17 protein-coding genes are annotated in these 16,013 nt (G+C 71.6%); 12 read left to right on the top strand and 5 right to left on the bottom strand.

The genetic code is table 11. The annotated features are described in order from the left end of the window. The first annotated feature begins 87 nt into the window (after positions 1 to 87). Together ACIQFX_RS28715 and ACIQFX_RS28710 are read left to right on the top strand one after the other, a co-directional pair. Positions 88 to 315, top strand: coding sequence for a hypothetical protein (locus ACIQFX_RS28715; protein WP_030206244.1), 228 nt, complete (start codon positions 88 to 90; stop codon positions 313 to 315). Between the two features lie 143 nt (positions 316 to 458). Beyond that, positions 459 to 1,163, top strand: coding sequence for an HU family DNA-binding protein (locus ACIQFX_RS28710; RefSeq protein WP_402469108.1), 705 nt, complete (start codon positions 459 to 461; stop codon positions 1,161 to 1,163). Positions 1,164 to 1,255: 92 nt separating this feature from the next. Here ACIQFX_RS28710 and ACIQFX_RS28705 read toward each other — a convergent pair whose 3' ends face one another. Further along, positions 1,256 to 1,465, bottom strand: a complete 210-nt coding sequence (locus ACIQFX_RS28705; RefSeq protein WP_367824174.1) for a hypothetical protein — start codon at positions 1,463 to 1,465, stop codon at positions 1,256 to 1,258. Positions 1,466 to 1,475: 10 nt separating this feature from the next. After that, complete coding sequence (gene cofC, locus ACIQFX_RS28700; protein WP_402469104.1) at positions 1,476 to 2,123, bottom strand: 2-phospho-L-lactate guanylyltransferase; 648 nt, start codon at positions 2,121 to 2,123, stop codon at positions 1,476 to 1,478. 125 nt (positions 2,124 to 2,248) lie between these two features. Here cofC and ACIQFX_RS28695 point away from each other — a divergent pair, with 125 nt between their 5' ends. The 3 genes from ACIQFX_RS28695 (at position 2,249) to ACIQFX_RS28685 (ending at position 5,405) form a co-directional block, all read left to right on the top strand. Further along, the gene (locus ACIQFX_RS28695; protein ID WP_402469102.1) at positions 2,249 to 3,001 is read left to right on the top strand and encodes a lysophospholipid acyltransferase family protein; all 753 of its coding nucleotides are present in this window, start codon (positions 2,249 to 2,251) and stop codon (positions 2,999 to 3,001) included. Next, positions 2,998 to 3,999: an NAD(P)H-dependent glycerol-3-phosphate dehydrogenase gene (locus ACIQFX_RS28690; protein WP_402469099.1), complete on the top strand. Its 1,002-nt coding sequence runs from the start codon at positions 2,998 to 3,000 to the stop codon at positions 3,997 to 3,999. Before ACIQFX_RS28695 ends, ACIQFX_RS28690 begins: the two co-directional genes overlap by 4 nt. 266 nt (positions 4,000 to 4,265) lie before the next feature. After that, the gene (locus ACIQFX_RS28685) at positions 4,266 to 5,405 is read left to right on the top strand and encodes a D-alanine--D-alanine ligase family protein (RefSeq protein ID WP_402469097.1); all 1,140 of its coding nucleotides are present in this window, start codon (positions 4,266 to 4,268) and stop codon (positions 5,403 to 5,405) included. Between the two features lie 31 nt (positions 5,406 to 5,436). Here the strand turns inward: ACIQFX_RS28685 and ACIQFX_RS28680 are convergent, their stop codons facing one another. Both ACIQFX_RS28680 and ACIQFX_RS28675 read right to left on the bottom strand, forming a co-directional pair. Next, positions 5,437 to 5,931 (bottom strand): DUF3515 domain-containing protein, encoded by a 495-nt coding sequence (locus ACIQFX_RS28680; protein WP_402469347.1) that lies wholly within the window; start codon positions 5,929 to 5,931, stop codon positions 5,437 to 5,439. A 23-nt stretch (positions 5,932 to 5,954) separates the two neighbouring features. Continuing rightward, the gene (locus tag ACIQFX_RS28675; RefSeq protein ID WP_015036438.1) at positions 5,955 to 6,188 is read right to left on the bottom strand and encodes an Lrp/AsnC family transcriptional regulator; all 234 of its coding nucleotides are present in this window, start codon (positions 6,186 to 6,188) and stop codon (positions 5,955 to 5,957) included. 233 nt (positions 6,189 to 6,421) lie between these two features. Between ACIQFX_RS28675 and ACIQFX_RS28670 the strand changes: the two genes are divergently transcribed. Beyond that, positions 6,422 to 7,384, top strand: a complete 963-nt coding sequence (locus ACIQFX_RS28670) for a thiamine-phosphate kinase (protein ID WP_017235962.1) — start codon at positions 6,422 to 6,424, stop codon at positions 7,382 to 7,384. Continuing rightward, complete coding sequence (gene thiD, locus ACIQFX_RS28665; protein ID WP_402469092.1) at positions 7,381 to 8,181, top strand: bifunctional hydroxymethylpyrimidine kinase/phosphomethylpyrimidine kinase; 801 nt, start codon at positions 7,381 to 7,383, stop codon at positions 8,179 to 8,181. The genes ACIQFX_RS28670 and thiD overlap by 4 nt, the downstream gene beginning before the upstream one ends. Positions 8,182 to 8,305: 124 nt before the next feature. On the opposite strand, the gene rpmB is transcribed toward thiD, so the two are convergent. Continuing rightward, positions 8,306 to 8,491, bottom strand: coding sequence for a 50S ribosomal protein L28 (rpmB, locus tag ACIQFX_RS28660; protein ID WP_003957616.1), 186 nt, complete (start codon positions 8,489 to 8,491; stop codon positions 8,306 to 8,308). Positions 8,492 to 8,727: 236 nt separating this feature from the next. On the opposite strand from rpmB, the gene ACIQFX_RS28655 reads away from it, so the two are divergent. The 5 genes from ACIQFX_RS28655 to ACIQFX_RS28635 all read left to right on the top strand — a co-directional run bounded on the left by ACIQFX_RS28655 (position 8,728) and on the right by ACIQFX_RS28635 (position 15,910). After that, positions 8,728 to 10,347 carry a DAK2 domain-containing protein gene (locus ACIQFX_RS28655; protein WP_402469090.1) on the top strand — a complete coding sequence of 540 codons (1,620 nt, stop codon included), beginning with the start codon at positions 8,728 to 8,730 and terminating at the stop codon, positions 10,345 to 10,347. A gap of 59 nt (positions 10,348 to 10,406) precedes the next feature. After that, positions 10,407 to 13,616, top strand: coding sequence for a helicase-related protein (locus ACIQFX_RS28650; RefSeq protein ID WP_402469087.1), 3,210 nt, complete (start codon positions 10,407 to 10,409; stop codon positions 13,614 to 13,616). Positions 13,617 to 13,683: 67 nt separating this feature from the next. Then, positions 13,684 to 14,268 (top strand): 16S rRNA (guanine(966)-N(2))-methyltransferase RsmD, encoded by a 585-nt coding sequence (gene rsmD, locus ACIQFX_RS28645; RefSeq protein ID WP_402469085.1) that lies wholly within the window; start codon positions 13,684 to 13,686, stop codon positions 14,266 to 14,268. A 26-nt stretch (positions 14,269 to 14,294) separates the two neighbouring features. After that, a complete protein-coding gene (coaD, locus tag ACIQFX_RS28640) occupies positions 14,295 to 14,774 on the top strand; it encodes a pantetheine-phosphate adenylyltransferase (protein WP_402469344.1) in 480 nt (159 codons plus the stop codon). A gap of 110 nt (positions 14,775 to 14,884) precedes the next feature. Beyond that, complete coding sequence (locus ACIQFX_RS28635; RefSeq protein ID WP_402469083.1) at positions 14,885 to 15,910, top strand: ATP synthase F0 subunit B; 1,026 nt, start codon at positions 14,885 to 14,887, stop codon at positions 15,908 to 15,910. The last annotated feature ends 103 nt before the right edge of the window (positions 15,911 to 16,013 follow it).

Below are 16,013 nucleotides of genomic sequence, written 5' to 3'. Positions count from 1 at the left end.
CTGCGCCCCCCACCTCGCGGTGGGGGGCGCAGTCGCTTGTTGGGACCCTGTCGGGCGACAACTCGCCCTAGATGGCACAATCGGTGCATGGAACGCGACAGCCAACTCGAGCTCTACGAGGCAGTCGCCGCCCGATTGAAGGAAGCGCACACAAGGGTGCGCTCACTGCAAGTCCCGGAGGGCGTAAGGATGGCGCTGTCCCGGAAGCTGCTGGTCGTGACGGCCGCGGCGAAGCACGATCTCAAGGACGCGGCAGCGCGTCTGGACCGGTTGATGAAGGACCTCGACGAGGGCCGATTCCCAGAGGACGACTGACACCAGGAACTCCGCAGCGGCTCTTCCGCGTTGCGGCACTAGGGTGATTAGCCCGTTTCGTGTTTGATTTGCGGTATATACATGCCTAACGTGCGAAAAAGCTTGAACACTTTCGTTCTGGCAATGTCTCCGAAGGGGAAGACGTGAACAAGGCGCAGCTCGTAGAAGCGATTGCCGACAAGATGGGCGGTCGTCAGCAGGCCGCCGAAGCCGTCGACCACGTGCTCGACGCCATCGTGCGTGCCGTGGTCGCCGGTGACCGGGTCTCGGTCACGGGCTTCGGCTCGTTCGAGAAGGTCGACCGTCCGGCCCGCTACGCCCGCAACCCCCAGACGGGTGAGCGCGTGCGGGTCAAGAAGACCTCGGTCCCGCGCTTCCGTGCAGGTCAGGGCTTCAAGGACCTGGTCAGCGGCTCGAAGAAGCTCCCCAAGGGAGGCGAGGTCTCCGTCAAGAAGGCGCCCAAGGGCAGCCTCACCGGTGGCGCCTCCGCGACGGTGAAGAAGGCCGCCGCGAAGAGGGCCACCACCGCCAAGAAGGCCGCCGCGAAGAAGGCGACCCCGGCGAAGAAGGTCACGACGGCCGCCGCGAAGAAGGCGACGCCCGCGAAGAAGGCCACCACCACGGCCGCCGCGAAGAAGGCGACCCCGGCGAAGAGGGCCACCACCACGGCCGCCGCGAAGAAGGCGACCCCGGCGAAGAAGGCCACCACGGCCGCCGCCAAGAAGGTCACCAAGGCCGCGGCGAAGAAGACCGCGCCGGCGGCGAAGAAGGCCACGGCGACGAAGGCGCCCGCCAAGAAGACGACGGCGCGCAAGACGACCGCCAAGAAGGCCGCCGCCAAGAAGTAACGACGTGCGGTACACATCCGCCGGGCCGGGCTCCCCCCAGGGAGCCCGGCCCGCGGCGCGTCCACGCCCCCCGGCGGCGCGGGAGGCCCGGGTCAGAAGGTCTGCAGCGTCACCAGCGTGATCCGCGACCCGGCCCCCGAGGTGCCGGGCTCCGTCTCGATCCGCACCCGCTGGCCCGGCCGCAGCAGGAGCAGCCCGCCCGCCTCGAAGGCCTCCGCCCCGAACTCCACGGGGGTGCCGTCGTCGAGCAGCACACTGCCGCTGCGGGTCTCGGGGTCGTACGTGAACGCGGTCGCCTGCATGGACCGCAGCCTATCCGGCCACCGGCAGCCACCGGGCGGCCGTCCGCGGGCCGAGCCCGAGCGCCCCGGCCGCCGCGAGGTCCTCCCCGGTGTCCACGTCCCGGCGTACGGAATCCACCCCGGCGAGCCGGATTTCCACCGCTCCCGAAGACAAATGCCGCAACCTCGACGCGCCGCCGAATGCCGGTTCCAATTCCACCCCCGGACCCGCCGAGAGGAATGTCGTACCTATTTCGGCGGCATCCGCGAGAAATGCCCTCGGAAAATTCCGGGCCGCGTCCAGGACCCGGGTCAGCTCCGCGGGCCGCAGCGCCGGCAGGTCCGCGTTGAGCGCGGCCACGCGCGCGTGCGGCCGACCGGCCCGCACCGCGCGGACCCCGTGCCCGAGCGCCGCGTTGAGCCCCGCCGCCGGGAGGTCCGGCACGATCCGGGCGCCGAGGGCCGCGAGCGCCGCGCCGGCCGCGGGATCGTCCGTGACGACCACCACATTCCGTACCCGCGCGCAGTTCAGCACCGCCCCCACGGTGTCCTCGGCGAACGCCAGCGCGAGCCGGGGGCGTAACCGGGCTCCCGCCGCCGCTGCCAGTCTGCTCTTCGCCAGGGCAAGGGGCTTCAGAGGTACGACCAGCGACCAGTCGTCGTCCGTGTCCGTGTTCATCGCGGCCCATTCTGTCCCGCCCACGCGGCCCGCGGCGGGGTCCGGGGCGTACGGTGTCCTCGACACAGCAGGAGCACGGGGCGAGACTTGACCCCCTGCCAGCCAGTCCGGAGAAAGGTGTCCGAGTGCCCCGCCGCAGAATCGGCTTCTGGTACCGCCTCGCGGCGGTCATCGCCAAACCCCCCCTGGTGGTTCTGTTCAAGCGGGACTGGCGCGGTATGGAGCACGTTCCGGCCGACGGCGGATTCATCACCGCGGTCAACCACAACTCCTACCTGGACCCGTTGTCGTACGCGCACTACCAGTACAACACCGGGCGCGTCCCGCGCTTCCTCGCCAAGGCGGGCCTCTTCAAGGGCGGCTTCGTCGCCACCATGCTCCGCAACACCGGGCAGATCCCCGTCTACCGCGAGACCACCAACGCGCTGGACGCCTTCCGCGCCGCCGTCGACGCCATCGAGCGCGGGGAGTGCGTCGCCTTCTACCCCGAGGGCACCCTCACCCGCGACCCCGAGATGTGGCCCATGGCCGGCAAGACCGGCGCCGCCCGCGTCGCGCTGCTCACCAAGGCCCCCGTCATCCCGGTGGCCCAGTGGGGCGCCAACCTCGCGATGCCGCCGTACGCCAAGGAGAACAAGCTCAGCCTGTTCCCCCGCAAGACGCTGATCGTGCAGGCCGGTCCGCCCGTCGACCTCTCCCGCTTCCACGGCCTCGAACCGACCCCCGAGGTGCTCCGCGAGGCCACCGAGGTCATCATGGCCGCCGTCACCGCCCTCCTGGAGGAGGTCCGCGGCGAGAAGGCGCCCGCCGAACCGTACGACCACCGCAGGGCCCGCCTGGAGCAGCGGCGCAAGGCCGCCGAGGAGGGCACCAAGTGACCAAGGCAGCCGTCTTCGGCAACGGATCCTGGGGCACCGCCTTCGCCATGGTGCTCGCCGACGCGGGGTGCGAGGTGAGCCTCTGGGGCCGCCGCGCCGAACTCGCGAAGGAGATCAACACCACCCGGACCAACCCCGACTACCTCCCCGGCGTCGAACTCCCGGGGGCGATCACGGCCACCGCGGACCCGGCCGAGGCCGCCCACGACGCCGACTTCACCGTCCTCGTCGTCCCCTCCCAGACCCTGCGCGGCAACCTCGCCGCCTGGAAGCCGCTGCTCGCCCCGGACACCGTCCTCGTCTCCCTCATGAAGGGCGTCGAACTCGGTACCGCCAAGCGGATGAGCGAGGTGATCACCGAGGTCGCCGACGTGCCCGCCGGGCGCGTGGCCGTCCTCACCGGCCCTAACCTGGCCAAGGAGATCGCCGCCCGGCAGCCCGCCGCCGCCGTCGCCGCCTGCGTCGACGAGACGGTCGCCCAGCGGCTCCAGGCCGCCTGCATGACCCCGTACTTCCGCCCGTACACCAACACCGACGTGGTGGGCTGCGAGCTCGGCGGCGCCGTGAAGAACGTCATCGGCCTCGCCGTCGGCATCGCCAACGGCATGGGCCTCGGCGACAACTCCAAGGCCACGCTCATCACCCGCGGCCTCGCCGAGACCACCCGCCTCGGCCTCGCCATGGGCGCCGACCCGCTCACCTTCTCCGGCCTCGCCGGTCTCGGCGACCTGGTCGCCACCTGCTCCTCGCCGCTCTCCCGGAACAACACCTTCGGCACCAACCTCGGCCGCGGGATGACCCTCCAGGAGACCATCGCGGCCACCAAGCAGACCGCCGAGGGCGTCAAGTCCTGCGAGTCCGTGCTCGATCTGGGCCGCCGCCACGGCGTCGACATGCCGATCACCGAGACCGTCGTCTCGATCGTCCACGACGGCAAGCCGCCGATCGTCGCGCTCAAGGAACTGATGTCGCGCTCGGCCAAGCCCGAACGCCGCTAGGGCCTGTCCGACAATTCCCGCTGGGTCCGGCCCGCCCGGCACGCACGCTCGGCGCACGGCCGAAACGCCCAAGTAGCCCGGCTACGAGGGCGCCCCGGCCGCACACCGATCGCACGCACCGAACGCCCCGGCCTGATCCGACGCGAATTGTCAGACAGGCCCTGGAACCCCCTCCGGCCGTCCGCCGCGCGCCCGCTGCGCCGTACGCGCGCGGCGGCAGCGGGGCGCTCAGCAGTTCGGGAGTCGCAAGGTACGCTCATCGCGATATGAGCGAGAACACCCAGAGCCCCCGCAAGCCGCGCGTGGCCGTCGTCTTCGGCGGACGCAGCTCCGAGCACGCCATCTCCGTCGTCACGGCCGGCGCCGTCCTGAGCGCCATCGACCGGGACAAGTACGACGTGCTGCCCATCGGCATCACGACGGACGGGCGCTGGGCGCTCACCGCCGACGCCCCCGAGCGCATGGCCATCGCCGACCGCGCCCTGCCGAACGTCGCCGACCTGGCCGAGTCCGCCGAGGGCGGCGTCGTCCTCTCCGTCGACCCCGCCAACCGCGAGGTCGTCCTCACCGAGGCCGGCACCGTGCCGAAGGCCCTCGGCGAGGTCGACGTGGTCTTCCCCATGCTCCACGGCCCGTACGGCGAGGACGGCACCCTCCAGGGCCTCCTGGAGCTCTCCGGCGTCCCCTACGTCGGCGCGGGCGTCCTCGCCTCCGCCGTCGGTCAGGACAAGGAGTACATGAAGCGTGTCTTCGTCTCCTTCGGCCTCCCGGTCGGCCCGTACGAGGTCATCCGCCCCCGCGAGTGGGAGCAGAACCCGGCCGCCGCCCGCAAGAGGATCGTCGAGTTCGCCGCCGACCACGGCTGGCCGCTCTTCGTGAAGCCGGCCCGCGGCGGCTCGTCCATGGGCATCACCAAGGTCGACGACCTCTCCGGCCTGGACGAGGCCATCGAGGAGGCCCGCCGCCACGACCCCAAGATCCTCGTCGAGTCGCTGCTGCGCGGCCGCGAGATCGAGTGCGGCGTCCTGGAGTTCGAGGACGGCCCGCGCGCCAGCGTGCCGGCCGAGATCCCGCCGGTCACGAACCACGACTTCTACGACTTCGAGGCCAAGTACATCGACTCGGCCTCCGGCATCGTGCCCGCCCCGATCGGGGACGAGGCCACCGCCGAGGTCCAGCGCCTGGCCGTCGCCGCCTACGAGGCCGTCTCCTGCGAGGGACTGGTCCGCGCGGACTTCTTCCTCACCGAGGACGGCGAGTTCGTCATCAACGAGATCAACACCATGCCGGGCTTCACGCCGATCTCCATGTACCCGCGCATGTGGCAGGAGAGCGGCGTCGGCTACCCGGAGCTCGTCGACCGGCTCATCCAGGCGGCGCTGAACCGCTCCACGGGTCTGCGCTAGACGCACCGGAACGCACGGTCCGGGGTGCGGGTCAGCCGCACTCCGGATCCAGGCCGCAGGGGATCGTCCTCGCCACGGGGGAGGCGAGATCCACCAGCGGACCGACGTCGTGCGCGAACCGCTCGTCGAGGCTCACCTCGACGTAGGTCTTCCGGTACACCGTGGTGAAACGGGGGCCGCCGCCCTCCGCGAACTCCAGCATCCAGCGCACGCCGTTCGCGGAGACGCCCTGCGACTTCGGGTCGCTCATCTTTTCGGGCCGGGGGACCCCGCAGCGCAGTACGATCGCACCGTCACCCCACCCGGCGGTCAGCTCGGAGCCGGGCTCCGGATCACTCCGTTCCAGCCCCGCCACGGTGTCGGGAAGCTCCTTCGCCAAGGCCTGGCAGAGGGCGGCCTCCTCCACCGGGGGGCTGGGAACCTCGACGGACGCCGCGGCGCCCGTCGAGGAGCAGCCGGCGACGGCCAGCAGCAGGACGGCGGTCGACACGGCGGCGGGCAGGCCGAAAGGCCGGTGGGCAGACATCACCGGCCAAGGGTAGACGGGGGCTACAGATGAACGACCGGGCAGGTGAGGGTGCGCGTGATGCCGTCCACTTGCTGGACCTTGGCCACCACCATGCGGCCGAGCTCGTCGACCGTGTCCGCCTGCGCGCGCACGATGACGTCGTAAGGACCGGTCACGTCTTCCGCCTGGAGCACCCCCGGGATCTTGGAGATGGTGTCGGCGACGGTCGACGCCTTGCCCACCTCGGTCTGGATGAGGATGTACGCCTGAACCACGGAACCTCCAGGGCGACCACGAGGATCTTGTGGGAGAAAGAGACGCCACGGTACCGCGTCGCCGCGGGCCGCGGGGAGACCCCCGCGTTCCGGGGCACCCGGGGTGTGGCGTACGCAGGACAGAAGTTGACGGTCTACTTGACGGTACCCAGCACGGTGACGGCCCGCGACCCGCGGCGCGCCCAGACGCGCCCCCGCCCGCCCGCCGGCACGAAGACACGAGGTGAGACGCGGTGAAGGGCACAGTCGGAGAGCTGGGCGAGTTCGGGCTCATCAGAGAGCTCACGTCCCGGCTCACCTCCACCCCGGCGGTGCGGATCGGGCCCGGCGACGACGCCGCGGTCGTCTCCGCCCCCGACCGGCGCGTGGTGGCCAGCACGGACATCCTCCTCGAAGGACGTCACTTCCGCCGCGACTGGTCGACGGCCTACGACGTCGGCCGCAAGGCCGCCGCGCAGAACCTCGCCGACATCGCGGCCATGGGCGCGGTCCCCACCGCGCTCCTCCTCGGCCTCGTCGTACCCGCCGAGCTCCCCGTCACCTGGGCCACCGAACTCATGGACGGACTGCGCGATGAATGTCAGGTCGCGGGCGCGGCGGTGGTCGGCGGCGACGTCGTCCGCGGCGACACGATCATGGTGTCCATCACCGCGCTCGGCGATCTGCGCAACCACGACCCGGTGACCCGGGGCGGGGCCCAGCCCGGCGACGTCGTCGCCTACACCGGCTGGCTCGGCTGGTCCGCCGCCGGATACGCGGTCCTCTCCCGCGGCTTCCGGTCCCCGCGGGCCTTCGTCGAGGCGCACCGCAGGCCCGAACCGCCGTACCACGCGGGCCCGGCGGCCGCCGGACTCGGCGCCACCGCCATGTGCGACGTCAGCGACGGGCTCATCGCCGACCTCGGCCACATCGCCGAGGCCAGCAAGGTCCGCATCGACCTGCGCTCCGGGCTCATCGACATCCCCACCCAGATGAACGACATCGGCCAGGCCGTCGGCGTCGACCCCATGCAGTGGGTGCTCACCGGGGGAGAGGACCACGCCATCGTGGCCACCTTCCCGCCCGACGTGAAGCTCCCCGCCCGCTGGAAGGTCATCGGCGAGGTCCTCAACCCGTCCGCGCTGCCGCAGGTCACCGTCGACGGGGCGCCCTGGCACAGCGTGGGCGGCTGGGACCACTTCGGAGAGACGGAGTGACCTCCCGGCCCCCGCTCGTGCTGACCGTCGCCGGATCCGACTCCGGCGGCGGCGCCGGCATCCAGGCCGACCTGAAGACGATGCTCGCGCTGGGCGTCCACGGCATGAGCGTGCTCACCGCCGTCACCGCCCAGAACTCGCGGGGCGTCCAGGGCGTCTGGGAGCTGCCCGAGGACGCCGTGCGCGCCCAGTACCGGGCCGTCGTCGACGACATCGGCGTCCAGGCCGTGAAGACCGGCATGCTGGCCTCCGCCGCGCTCGTGGAGACCGTCGCCGACCTCCTCGACGGCACCGGTGCCCCCGTCGTCGTCGACCCGGTCGGGGTCTCCAAGCACGGGGACTCCCTCCTCGCCGAGGCCGCGCTCGACTCCGTCCGCACGAGGCTGCTGCCCCGCGCGACCGTCGCCACCCCCAACCTGGACGAGGTCGCGCAGCTCACCGGCGTGCACGTCGTCGACGAGGGCGGCATGCGGCCGGCCGCCGAGGCGGTCCTGGCCCACGGGCCGCGCTGGGTCCTGATCAAGGGCGGGCACCTGCCCGGCGGTGCGGACGCCGTCGACCTGCTCACGGACGGCACCGAGGAGCACTGGCTGCGCGCCCCCCGCCACGACAACCGGCACACCCACGGCACGGGCTGCACCCTCGCCTCGGCGATCGCCTCGGGGCTCGCCAAGGGCCTGCCGGTGCCGGAGGCGGTACGGCAGGCCAAGGACTACGTGACGGGGGCCATCGCCGCCGGATTCGCCCTGGGCGGGGGCATCGGCCCCGTCGACCACGGCTGGCGCTTCGAGGCCTGACGGCGGCCCCGGGCCCGGGTGTCCCCGGTCCGGGTGCCCCCGGGCATGGCAAAAGGCCGGTTCACCGAGGTGAACCGGCCTTTCAAGGCAACCGCAGGGGCTGCGCTACGACAGAACGTCGCAATTAGCGCGAGACCTTGCCGGCCTTGATGCACGAGGTGCAGACGTTGAGCCGCTTCGGCGTCCGACCGACCACGGCACGCACGCGCTGGATGTTCGGGTTCCAGCGACGGGACGTACGGCGGTGCGAGTGCGAAATGTTGTTGCCGAAGCCCGGCCCCTTGCCGCAGACGTCGCAGTTGGCAGCCACGGGTCACTCCAAAGACTTCAGGATTACAGTGAAATCCGGCGCACCGGAATCAGGAGTCTGAAGTGGCTTGCCGGGGAACGGCCCGGTGTGGACCGGGCAACCGAAGCAGCATACAACGCCTGCTCCGGTGGAACGAAACTACCATGGTCTCCGCCGACCTCGCCCCGGGCCCAGGTCACGGGCCGGACACCCCGGGTCTACCCTGCGGTGAGCTCACCGCAGAAGGAGGACCCCCGTTGTCGCGAGCCCTTCAGCCCTTCGAGGAGCTCGTCGAGCTCGACGCCGAAGCCCTCCGGACCTGGTGCGCGCGGACGCTGGACGCCCTCGGCCGGGAGCGCGAGGACATCGACGCGATCAACGTCTACCCGGTCGCCGACGGGGACACCGGCACCAACCTCTACCTGACCGCGGAAGCCGCCCACCAGGCCGTCGAAGCCGTCTTCGCCTCCTCCGCGCCCGACACCGCGGAGACCGTACACGCCATGGCCCACGGCGCCCTCCTCGGCGCCCGCGGCAACTCCGGGACCATCCTGTCCCAGCTGCTGCGCGGCATGGCCGGAATCCTCGCCACCGGATGTGACGGGGATCACCTCGCCCGTGCCCTCGCCGAGGCGGCGACCTCGGCCCGCAGGGCCGTCGCCCACCCCGTCGAAGGCACCATCCTCACCGTCGCCACCGCCGCCGCCGGGGCCTGCGCCCCGGGCGGCACCCTCGTGGAGGTGGCCAGGAACGCCTACGACGCCGCCAGGACGGCCCTGGCGGCCACCTCGGGGCAGCTGGACGTCCTCGAACGCGCCGGCGTCGTCGACGCCGGCGGACGCGGCCTCGTGACGGTCCTGGGCGCGCTCCTGGAGACCGTGACCGGACAGGCCCCGCCCGACCCCGCCACGGCACCCCACCGCCCCGTCGCACCCGACCCCGGCGAGGACTGCGCCACCGACGGCGGACCCGCCTACGAGGTGATCTACCTCCTGGAGGCCGACGACACCGCCGTCGAACTGCTCCGCGGCCGACTGGACGCCCTGGGCGAGTCCCTCGTCGTTGTCGGCGGCGACGGGCTCTGGAACGTCCACGTGCACGTCGACGACGCCGGAGCCGCCGTCGAGGCCGGCGTCGAGGCCGGTCGGCCGCACCGGATCCGCATCACCCACTTCGCCGCCGACGGCGCCGCCGCGGCCGGACGCGGCGAACGCGCCCAGCGCGCCGTCGTCGCCGTCGTCCCCGGCGAAGGCCTCGCCGGACTCTGCGCCGAGGCCGGCGCGACCACCGTCCAGACCCGCCCCGGCGAACAGCCCGCGGGCGACGAACTCGTCGACGCCATCCGCCGGGCTCACGCGCGCGAGGTCGTCCTCCTCCCCAACGACACCGACCTGCGGCAGACCGCCGCGGCCGCCGCCGAACGCGCCAGGGCCGAGGGCATCCGCGTCGCCCTCATCCCCACCCGGGCCGCCGTCCAGGGCATCGCGGCCCTCGCCGTCCACGAACCCGACCGGCGCTTCGACGAGGACGTCGTCGCCATGACCGCCGCCGCCGGAGCCACCCGCTACGCCGAACTCGCCGTCGCCGAACGCCAGTCCTTCACCTCGGCCGGCGTCTGCCAGGCCGGCGACGTCCTCGGCCTCATCGAGGGCGACGTCGCCGTCATCGGCACCGACCTCGCCGAGACCGCCCGCACCGTCCTGGACCGCATGCTCTCGGCAGGCGGCGAACTCGTCACCCTCGTCGTCGCCGACGACACCCCGCCCGACCTCGCCCCCGACCTGGAACGGCACGTCCGCCGCGGCTACCTCGCCGTCGACACCACCACCTACCACGCGGGCGCGGGGGCGCCGCCGCTGCTCATCGGGGTGGAATAGGCCTCTTTCCCGGCGGTCGTCCACAGCCTTCGCCGCGACTGTCGGTCCCTTGGTGTGGAATGGAACGCGTGCCCGCGCTCGACGAACCACTCAAGAAGTCCCTCGGCCCCGCCACCGCCAAGGTGATGGCCGAGGCGCTCGACCTGCACACGGTCGGCGACCTGCTCCACCACTACCCCCGCCGGTACGCCGAGCGCGGGGAGCTGACCACCCTCGCCGACCTGCCGCTCGACGAGCACGTCACGGTGGTCGCCCAGGTCGCCGACGCCCGCGTGCTCACCTTCAACGGCTCCAAGGGGCGCGGCCAGCGCCTCGAAGTGACCATCACCGACGGCAGCGGCCGCGTACAACTGGTCTTCTTCGGCAAGGGCGTCCACAAACCGCACAAGGACCTGGTCCCCGGCACCCGCGCGATGTTCGCCGGCAAGGTGTCGCTCTTCAACCGGCGCCTTCAGCTCGCTCACCCCTCGTACGAACTCCTCCGCGGCGACAGCGACGAGGCCGTAGACACCTGGGCCGGCGCCCTCATCCCGATCTACCCGGCCACCACCAAGATGGAGTCCTGGAAGGTCGCCAAGGCCGTCGACGCCGTCCTGCCCGGCGCCGTCGACGCCGTCGACCCACTCCCGCCCGCCCTGCGCGAGGGCCGCGGCCTCGCCGACCTGCCCGACGCCCTGCGGAAGATCCACCGGCCCCGCAGCAAGGCCGACATCGCCGACGCCCGCGAACGGCTCAAGTGGGACGAGGCGTTCGTCCTCCAGGTCGCCCTCGCCCGCCGGCGGCACGCCGACACCCAGCTGCCCGCCGTCCCCCGCCGCCCCGCCCCCGACGGCATCCTCGACGCCTTCGACGCCAAGCTGCCCTTCACCCTCACCGACGGCCAGCAGAAGGTCTCCCGGGAGATCTTCGACGACCTCGCCACCGACCACCCCATGCACCGCCTCCTCCAGGGAGAAGTCGGTTCGGGAAAGGCGCAGCCCCTCGACTCGCTCGTCCTGACGCCTGAGGGCTTCAGGCGGATGGGGGACATCTCCGTGGGAGACCAGGTCGTGGTCCCCAGCGGGGAGATCAGCCTGGTCGACGGCGTCTTTCCCCAAGGCGAGCGGGACGTATGGCGTCTCGTACTGTCCGACGGCACTTCCGTGGAATGCGATGACGAGCATCTGTGGATCGTCGGAACAAGTTGCGCCTGGGACCGGGGACAGGCCCCGAAGGTCATGACGACGCGCGAGATCCGCGCGGATACGTTCAAGGCCAACGGTTCTTCGAAGTGGTACATCCCGGTGGCCACCCCGGTGGATCTGTACGACGGCTCGGCACCGCCTCTCGACCCCTACCTGTTCGGTCTGCTGCTGGGAGACGGATCCTTCCGGCACAACCTGCGCATTTCGACGGCGGACGAGGAAATTCTGGCTGCCGTGCGTTCGACTCTGGCTCCGGACTGCGCGGTCACACCGGTTCCCGGCTCGCGCTGCGACCACACCATCGGGCTGGCGGGCCCCAGAGATGGCACCCGGCGGAACCCAGTGATCAGCGTGTTGCGTGAGCTCGGTCTCTGGGGGCTCACTTCGCACGACAAGTTCCTGCCCCTCGCCTTCAAGAACACATCGATCAAGAACCGTCTGGCGGTCCTGCAAGGGCTCATGGATACGGACGGGACGGTGGATGTCCAAGGCATGAGCGTGTCGTTCTGTTCGGCCTCCAGGCCGCTGGCCGACGACGTGGCATGGCTGGTTCGGTCGCTGGGAGGACGGGCCCGAGTGCTGCCGGAAAAGGCAGCGTTCAACGTATCGATCGCATTGCCGGACGAGTACGTCCCGTTCCGACTTGCCCGGAAGGCGCGTCGCATGCGCCCGAGGCCGAAGTACAACACCTTCCGGCGGGGGATCCGCGCGGTCGAGTACGTCGGACGCAAGCCCGTGCAGTGCATCAGCGTCACCCACGCGAGTCATGCCTACGTGACTGATCACTTCACCGTGACGCACAACACGATGGTGGCCCTGCGCGCCATGCTCGCCGTCGTCGACGCCGGGGGACAGGCCGCGATGCTCGCCCCCACCGAGGTCCTCGCCCAGCAGCACCACCGCTCCGTCACCGAGATGATGGGCGAACTCGCCGAGGGCGGCATGCTCGGCGGCGCCGACCGCGCCACCAAGGTCGTGCTCCTCACCGGCTCCATGGGCGTCGCCGCCCGCCGCCAGGCCCTGCTCGACCTGGTCACCGGCGAGGCCGGGATCGTCATCGGCACGCACGCGCTGATCGAGGACAAGGTGCAGTTCCACGACCTGGGCCTGGTCGTGGTCGACGAGCAGCACCGCTTCGGCGTCGAGCAGCGCGACGCCCTCCGCGGCAAGGGGAAGCAGCCGCCCCACCTCCTCGTGATGACCGCCACCCCCATCCCGCGCACCGTCGCCATGACCGTCTTCGGCGACCTGGAGACCTCCGTCCTCGACCAGCTGCCCGCCGGCCGCTCGCCGATCGCCAGCCACGTCGTCCCCGCCGCCGACAAGCCCCACTTCCTCGCGCGCGCGTGGGAGCGGGTCCGCGAGGAGGTCGGGAACGGCCACCAGGCGTACGTGGTCTGTCCCCGCATCGGAGACGAGGAGGACCAGAAGAAGAAGTCCAAGGCGTCCCCGGAGGACGAGGCCGAGAAGCGCCCGCCGCTCGCCGTCCTCGACGTCGCCGAGAAGCTCGGCGCCGGCCCCCTCACGGGCCTGCGGATCGCCGTCCTGCACGGCCGCATGCACCCCGACGACAAGGACGACGTGATGCGCCGCTACGCCGCCGGCGAGCTCGACGTCCTCGTCGCCACCACCGTCATCGAGGTCGGCGTCAACGTCCCCAACGCCACCGTCATGGTGATCATGGACGCCGACCGCTTCGGCGTCTCCCAGCTGCACCAGCTCCGCGGCCGCGTCGGCCGGGGCTCCGCCCCCGGCCTGTGCCTCCTCGTCAGCGAGATGCCCGAGGCCAGCCCCGCCCGGCAGCGGCTGAACGCCGTCGCCGCCACCCTCGACGGCTTCGAGCTCTCCCGCATCGACCTCGAACAGCGGCGCGAGGGCGACGTCCTCGGCCAGGCCCAGTCCGGCGTCCGCTCCTCGCTGCGGGTGCTCACCGTCATCGACGACGAGGACGTCATCACCGCCGCCCGCGAGGAGGCCACCTCCCTCGTCCTCGCCGACCCCGACCTCACCGCCCACCCCGGGCTGCGCACCGCGCTCGACGCGCTGCTCAGCGAGGAGCGCGAGGAGTACCTGGAGAAGGGCTGACCACACCGCGCCGACCGCGGTCATATCCTGAGACGTACGCACTGGACGACGCAGGACGAGGACACCGATGACCCGCGTGATCGCCGGCACGGCCGGCGGGCGCCGCCTGGCCGTGCCGCCAGGCAACGGCACCCGCCCCACCTCCGACCGGGCGCGCGAGGGCCTCTTCTCCACCTGGGAGGCGTTCCTCGGCACCCTCGACGGAGCCAGGGTCGCCGACCTGTACGCGGGCTCCGGAGCCGTCGGTCTGGAGGCGCTCTCCCGGGGCGCCGCCCACGCCCTCCTCGTCGAGGCGGAGCCCCGCGCCGCCCGGACGGTCCGCGAGAACATCGCGTCGCTCCGCCTGCCCGGCGCCGAACTCCGCACCGGCAAGGCCGAGCAGATCGTGACGGGACCGGCCCCGGCCGACCCGTACGACCTGGTCTTCCTCGACCCGCCGTACGCCGTCTCGGACGGCGAACTCCGCGAGATTCTCCTCACACTGCGCTCGGGGGGCTGGCTGAGCGAGGATGCCCTCGTCACCGTGGAGCGCAGCACCCGAGGCGGTGAATTCGGCTGGCCGACCGGTTTCGAACCCCTGCGGTCCCGTCGCTACGGCGAGGGAACGTTTTGGTACGGTCGCGCCGCCTCTACGTGCGAAGACGCACGATGACCGGACCGGAGAGCGAGGGACCCACGTTGCGCCGCGCCGTCTGTCCGGGGTCATTCGACCCCATCACCAACGGACATCTCGACATCATCGCCCGCGCGTCCAAGCTGTACGACGTCGTGCACGTCGCGGTGATGATCAACCAGTCGAAGAAGGGCCTCTTCACGGTCGACGAGCGGATCGAGCTGATCCGCGAGGTCACCACCGACTTCGGCAACGTCGAGGTGGAGTCCTTCCACGGCCTCCTCGTCGACTTCTGCAAGCAGCGCGACATCCCCGCCATCGTCAAGGGCCTGCGCGCGGTCAGCGACTTCGACTACGAGCTGCAGATGGCCCAGATGAACATCGGCCTCACCGGAGTGGAGACGCTGTTCGTCCCCACCAACCCGACCTACAGCTTCCTGTCCTCCTCGCTGGTCAAGGAAGTGGCGGCCTGGGGCGGCGACGTCTCCCACCTGGTCCCCCCGGCGGTCCTCGGCCGGCTGACCGAGCGCCTCACCGGGAAGTGACGCGCGGCCACCGCCGTTGACAGTCCGTCACCTGGTGTCGGACGGGAGCCGACTGCCCGTACAGTCGTCCCGTCCGTCTCCATCCAGCTGTAGAGAGTGGCGAGCACCCGGTGGACGTGCAGAAGAAGCTCGACCAGATCGTCGCGACCGTACAGGGCGCCCGCTCCATGCCCATGTCGGCATCCTGCGTGGTCAACCGGGCCGAGCTGCTCGCCCTGCTCGACGAGGTGCGGGAGGCCCTGCCCGGCTCCCTCGCCCAGGCCCAGGAGCTGATCGGCGGCCGTGAGCAGCTGGTCGAGCAGGCCCGCCAGGAGGCGGACCGGATCATCGAGGCCGCCCACGCCGAGCGGGGCTCGATCGTCTCCGACACCCAGGTCGCCCGGCAGTCGCAGGAGGAGGCCGACCGGATCCTCTCCGAGGCCCGCCGCGAGGCCGAGGAGGTCAAGGCCGAGGCCGACGACTACGTCGACTCCAAGCTCGCCAACTTCGAGGTCGTCCTCAACAAGACCATCGGCTCCGTCGACCGGGGCCGCGAGAAGCTCCTCGGCCGCGGCCCGGGCCTCGACCAGGACGGCTACGCGGACCCGGACGCCCCCGAGTACAGCGCCGACCCGCAGACCCTGATCCAGCGGGCCGACGAGTACGTGGACGCCAAGCTCGGCGCGTTCGAGGCGGTGCTCAGCAAGACCCTGGAGGCGGTCGGCCGCGGCCGGCAGAAGCTGCACGGCCGGATCGCCACGGACGACCTCGGCGAGCACATGGCCGCCCAGGACGGCCTCGGCGGCCCGGTGCACACCAGCGACGCCGACTACCTGGCCGGCCTCGCGGAACTCGCCGACCCCGAGCCGGCGCAGGTCCAGCCCCCGGCGCAGATCCCCGCCCAGCAGCAGCCCGACCCGTACGGCTACCAGCAGCAGCCCCAGCAGGACCCGTCCTACGGCTACCAGCAGCAGGACCCCTACGCGTACCAGCAGCAGCCCGACCCGTACGCGTACCAGGGTCAGTACGGCTACGACCAGCAGGCGTACGCCCCCCAGGCCCAGCCCCAGCAGGCCGCCGCGCTCGACGAGACCAGCTTCTTCGACACGAGCATGATCGACCTGGAGCAGCTCCGCCGGTACGAACAGGGGCACTAGCCCCGGATTGGGCCCAGAGCGAAGCGTCCAGTATCCTGGCTCTTCGGTCGCGCGTATGCCCGCGATCCTTGCTGCCCACCGTCCGGCAGCCTCCTCACGTTGA

The organism is Streptomyces sp. NPDC093089 (genome assembly GCF_044754405.1).
Lineage (GTDB): Bacteria > Actinomycetota > Actinomycetes > Streptomycetales > Streptomycetaceae > Streptomyces.
This window is presented reverse-complemented; position numbering and strand designations above follow the sequence as displayed.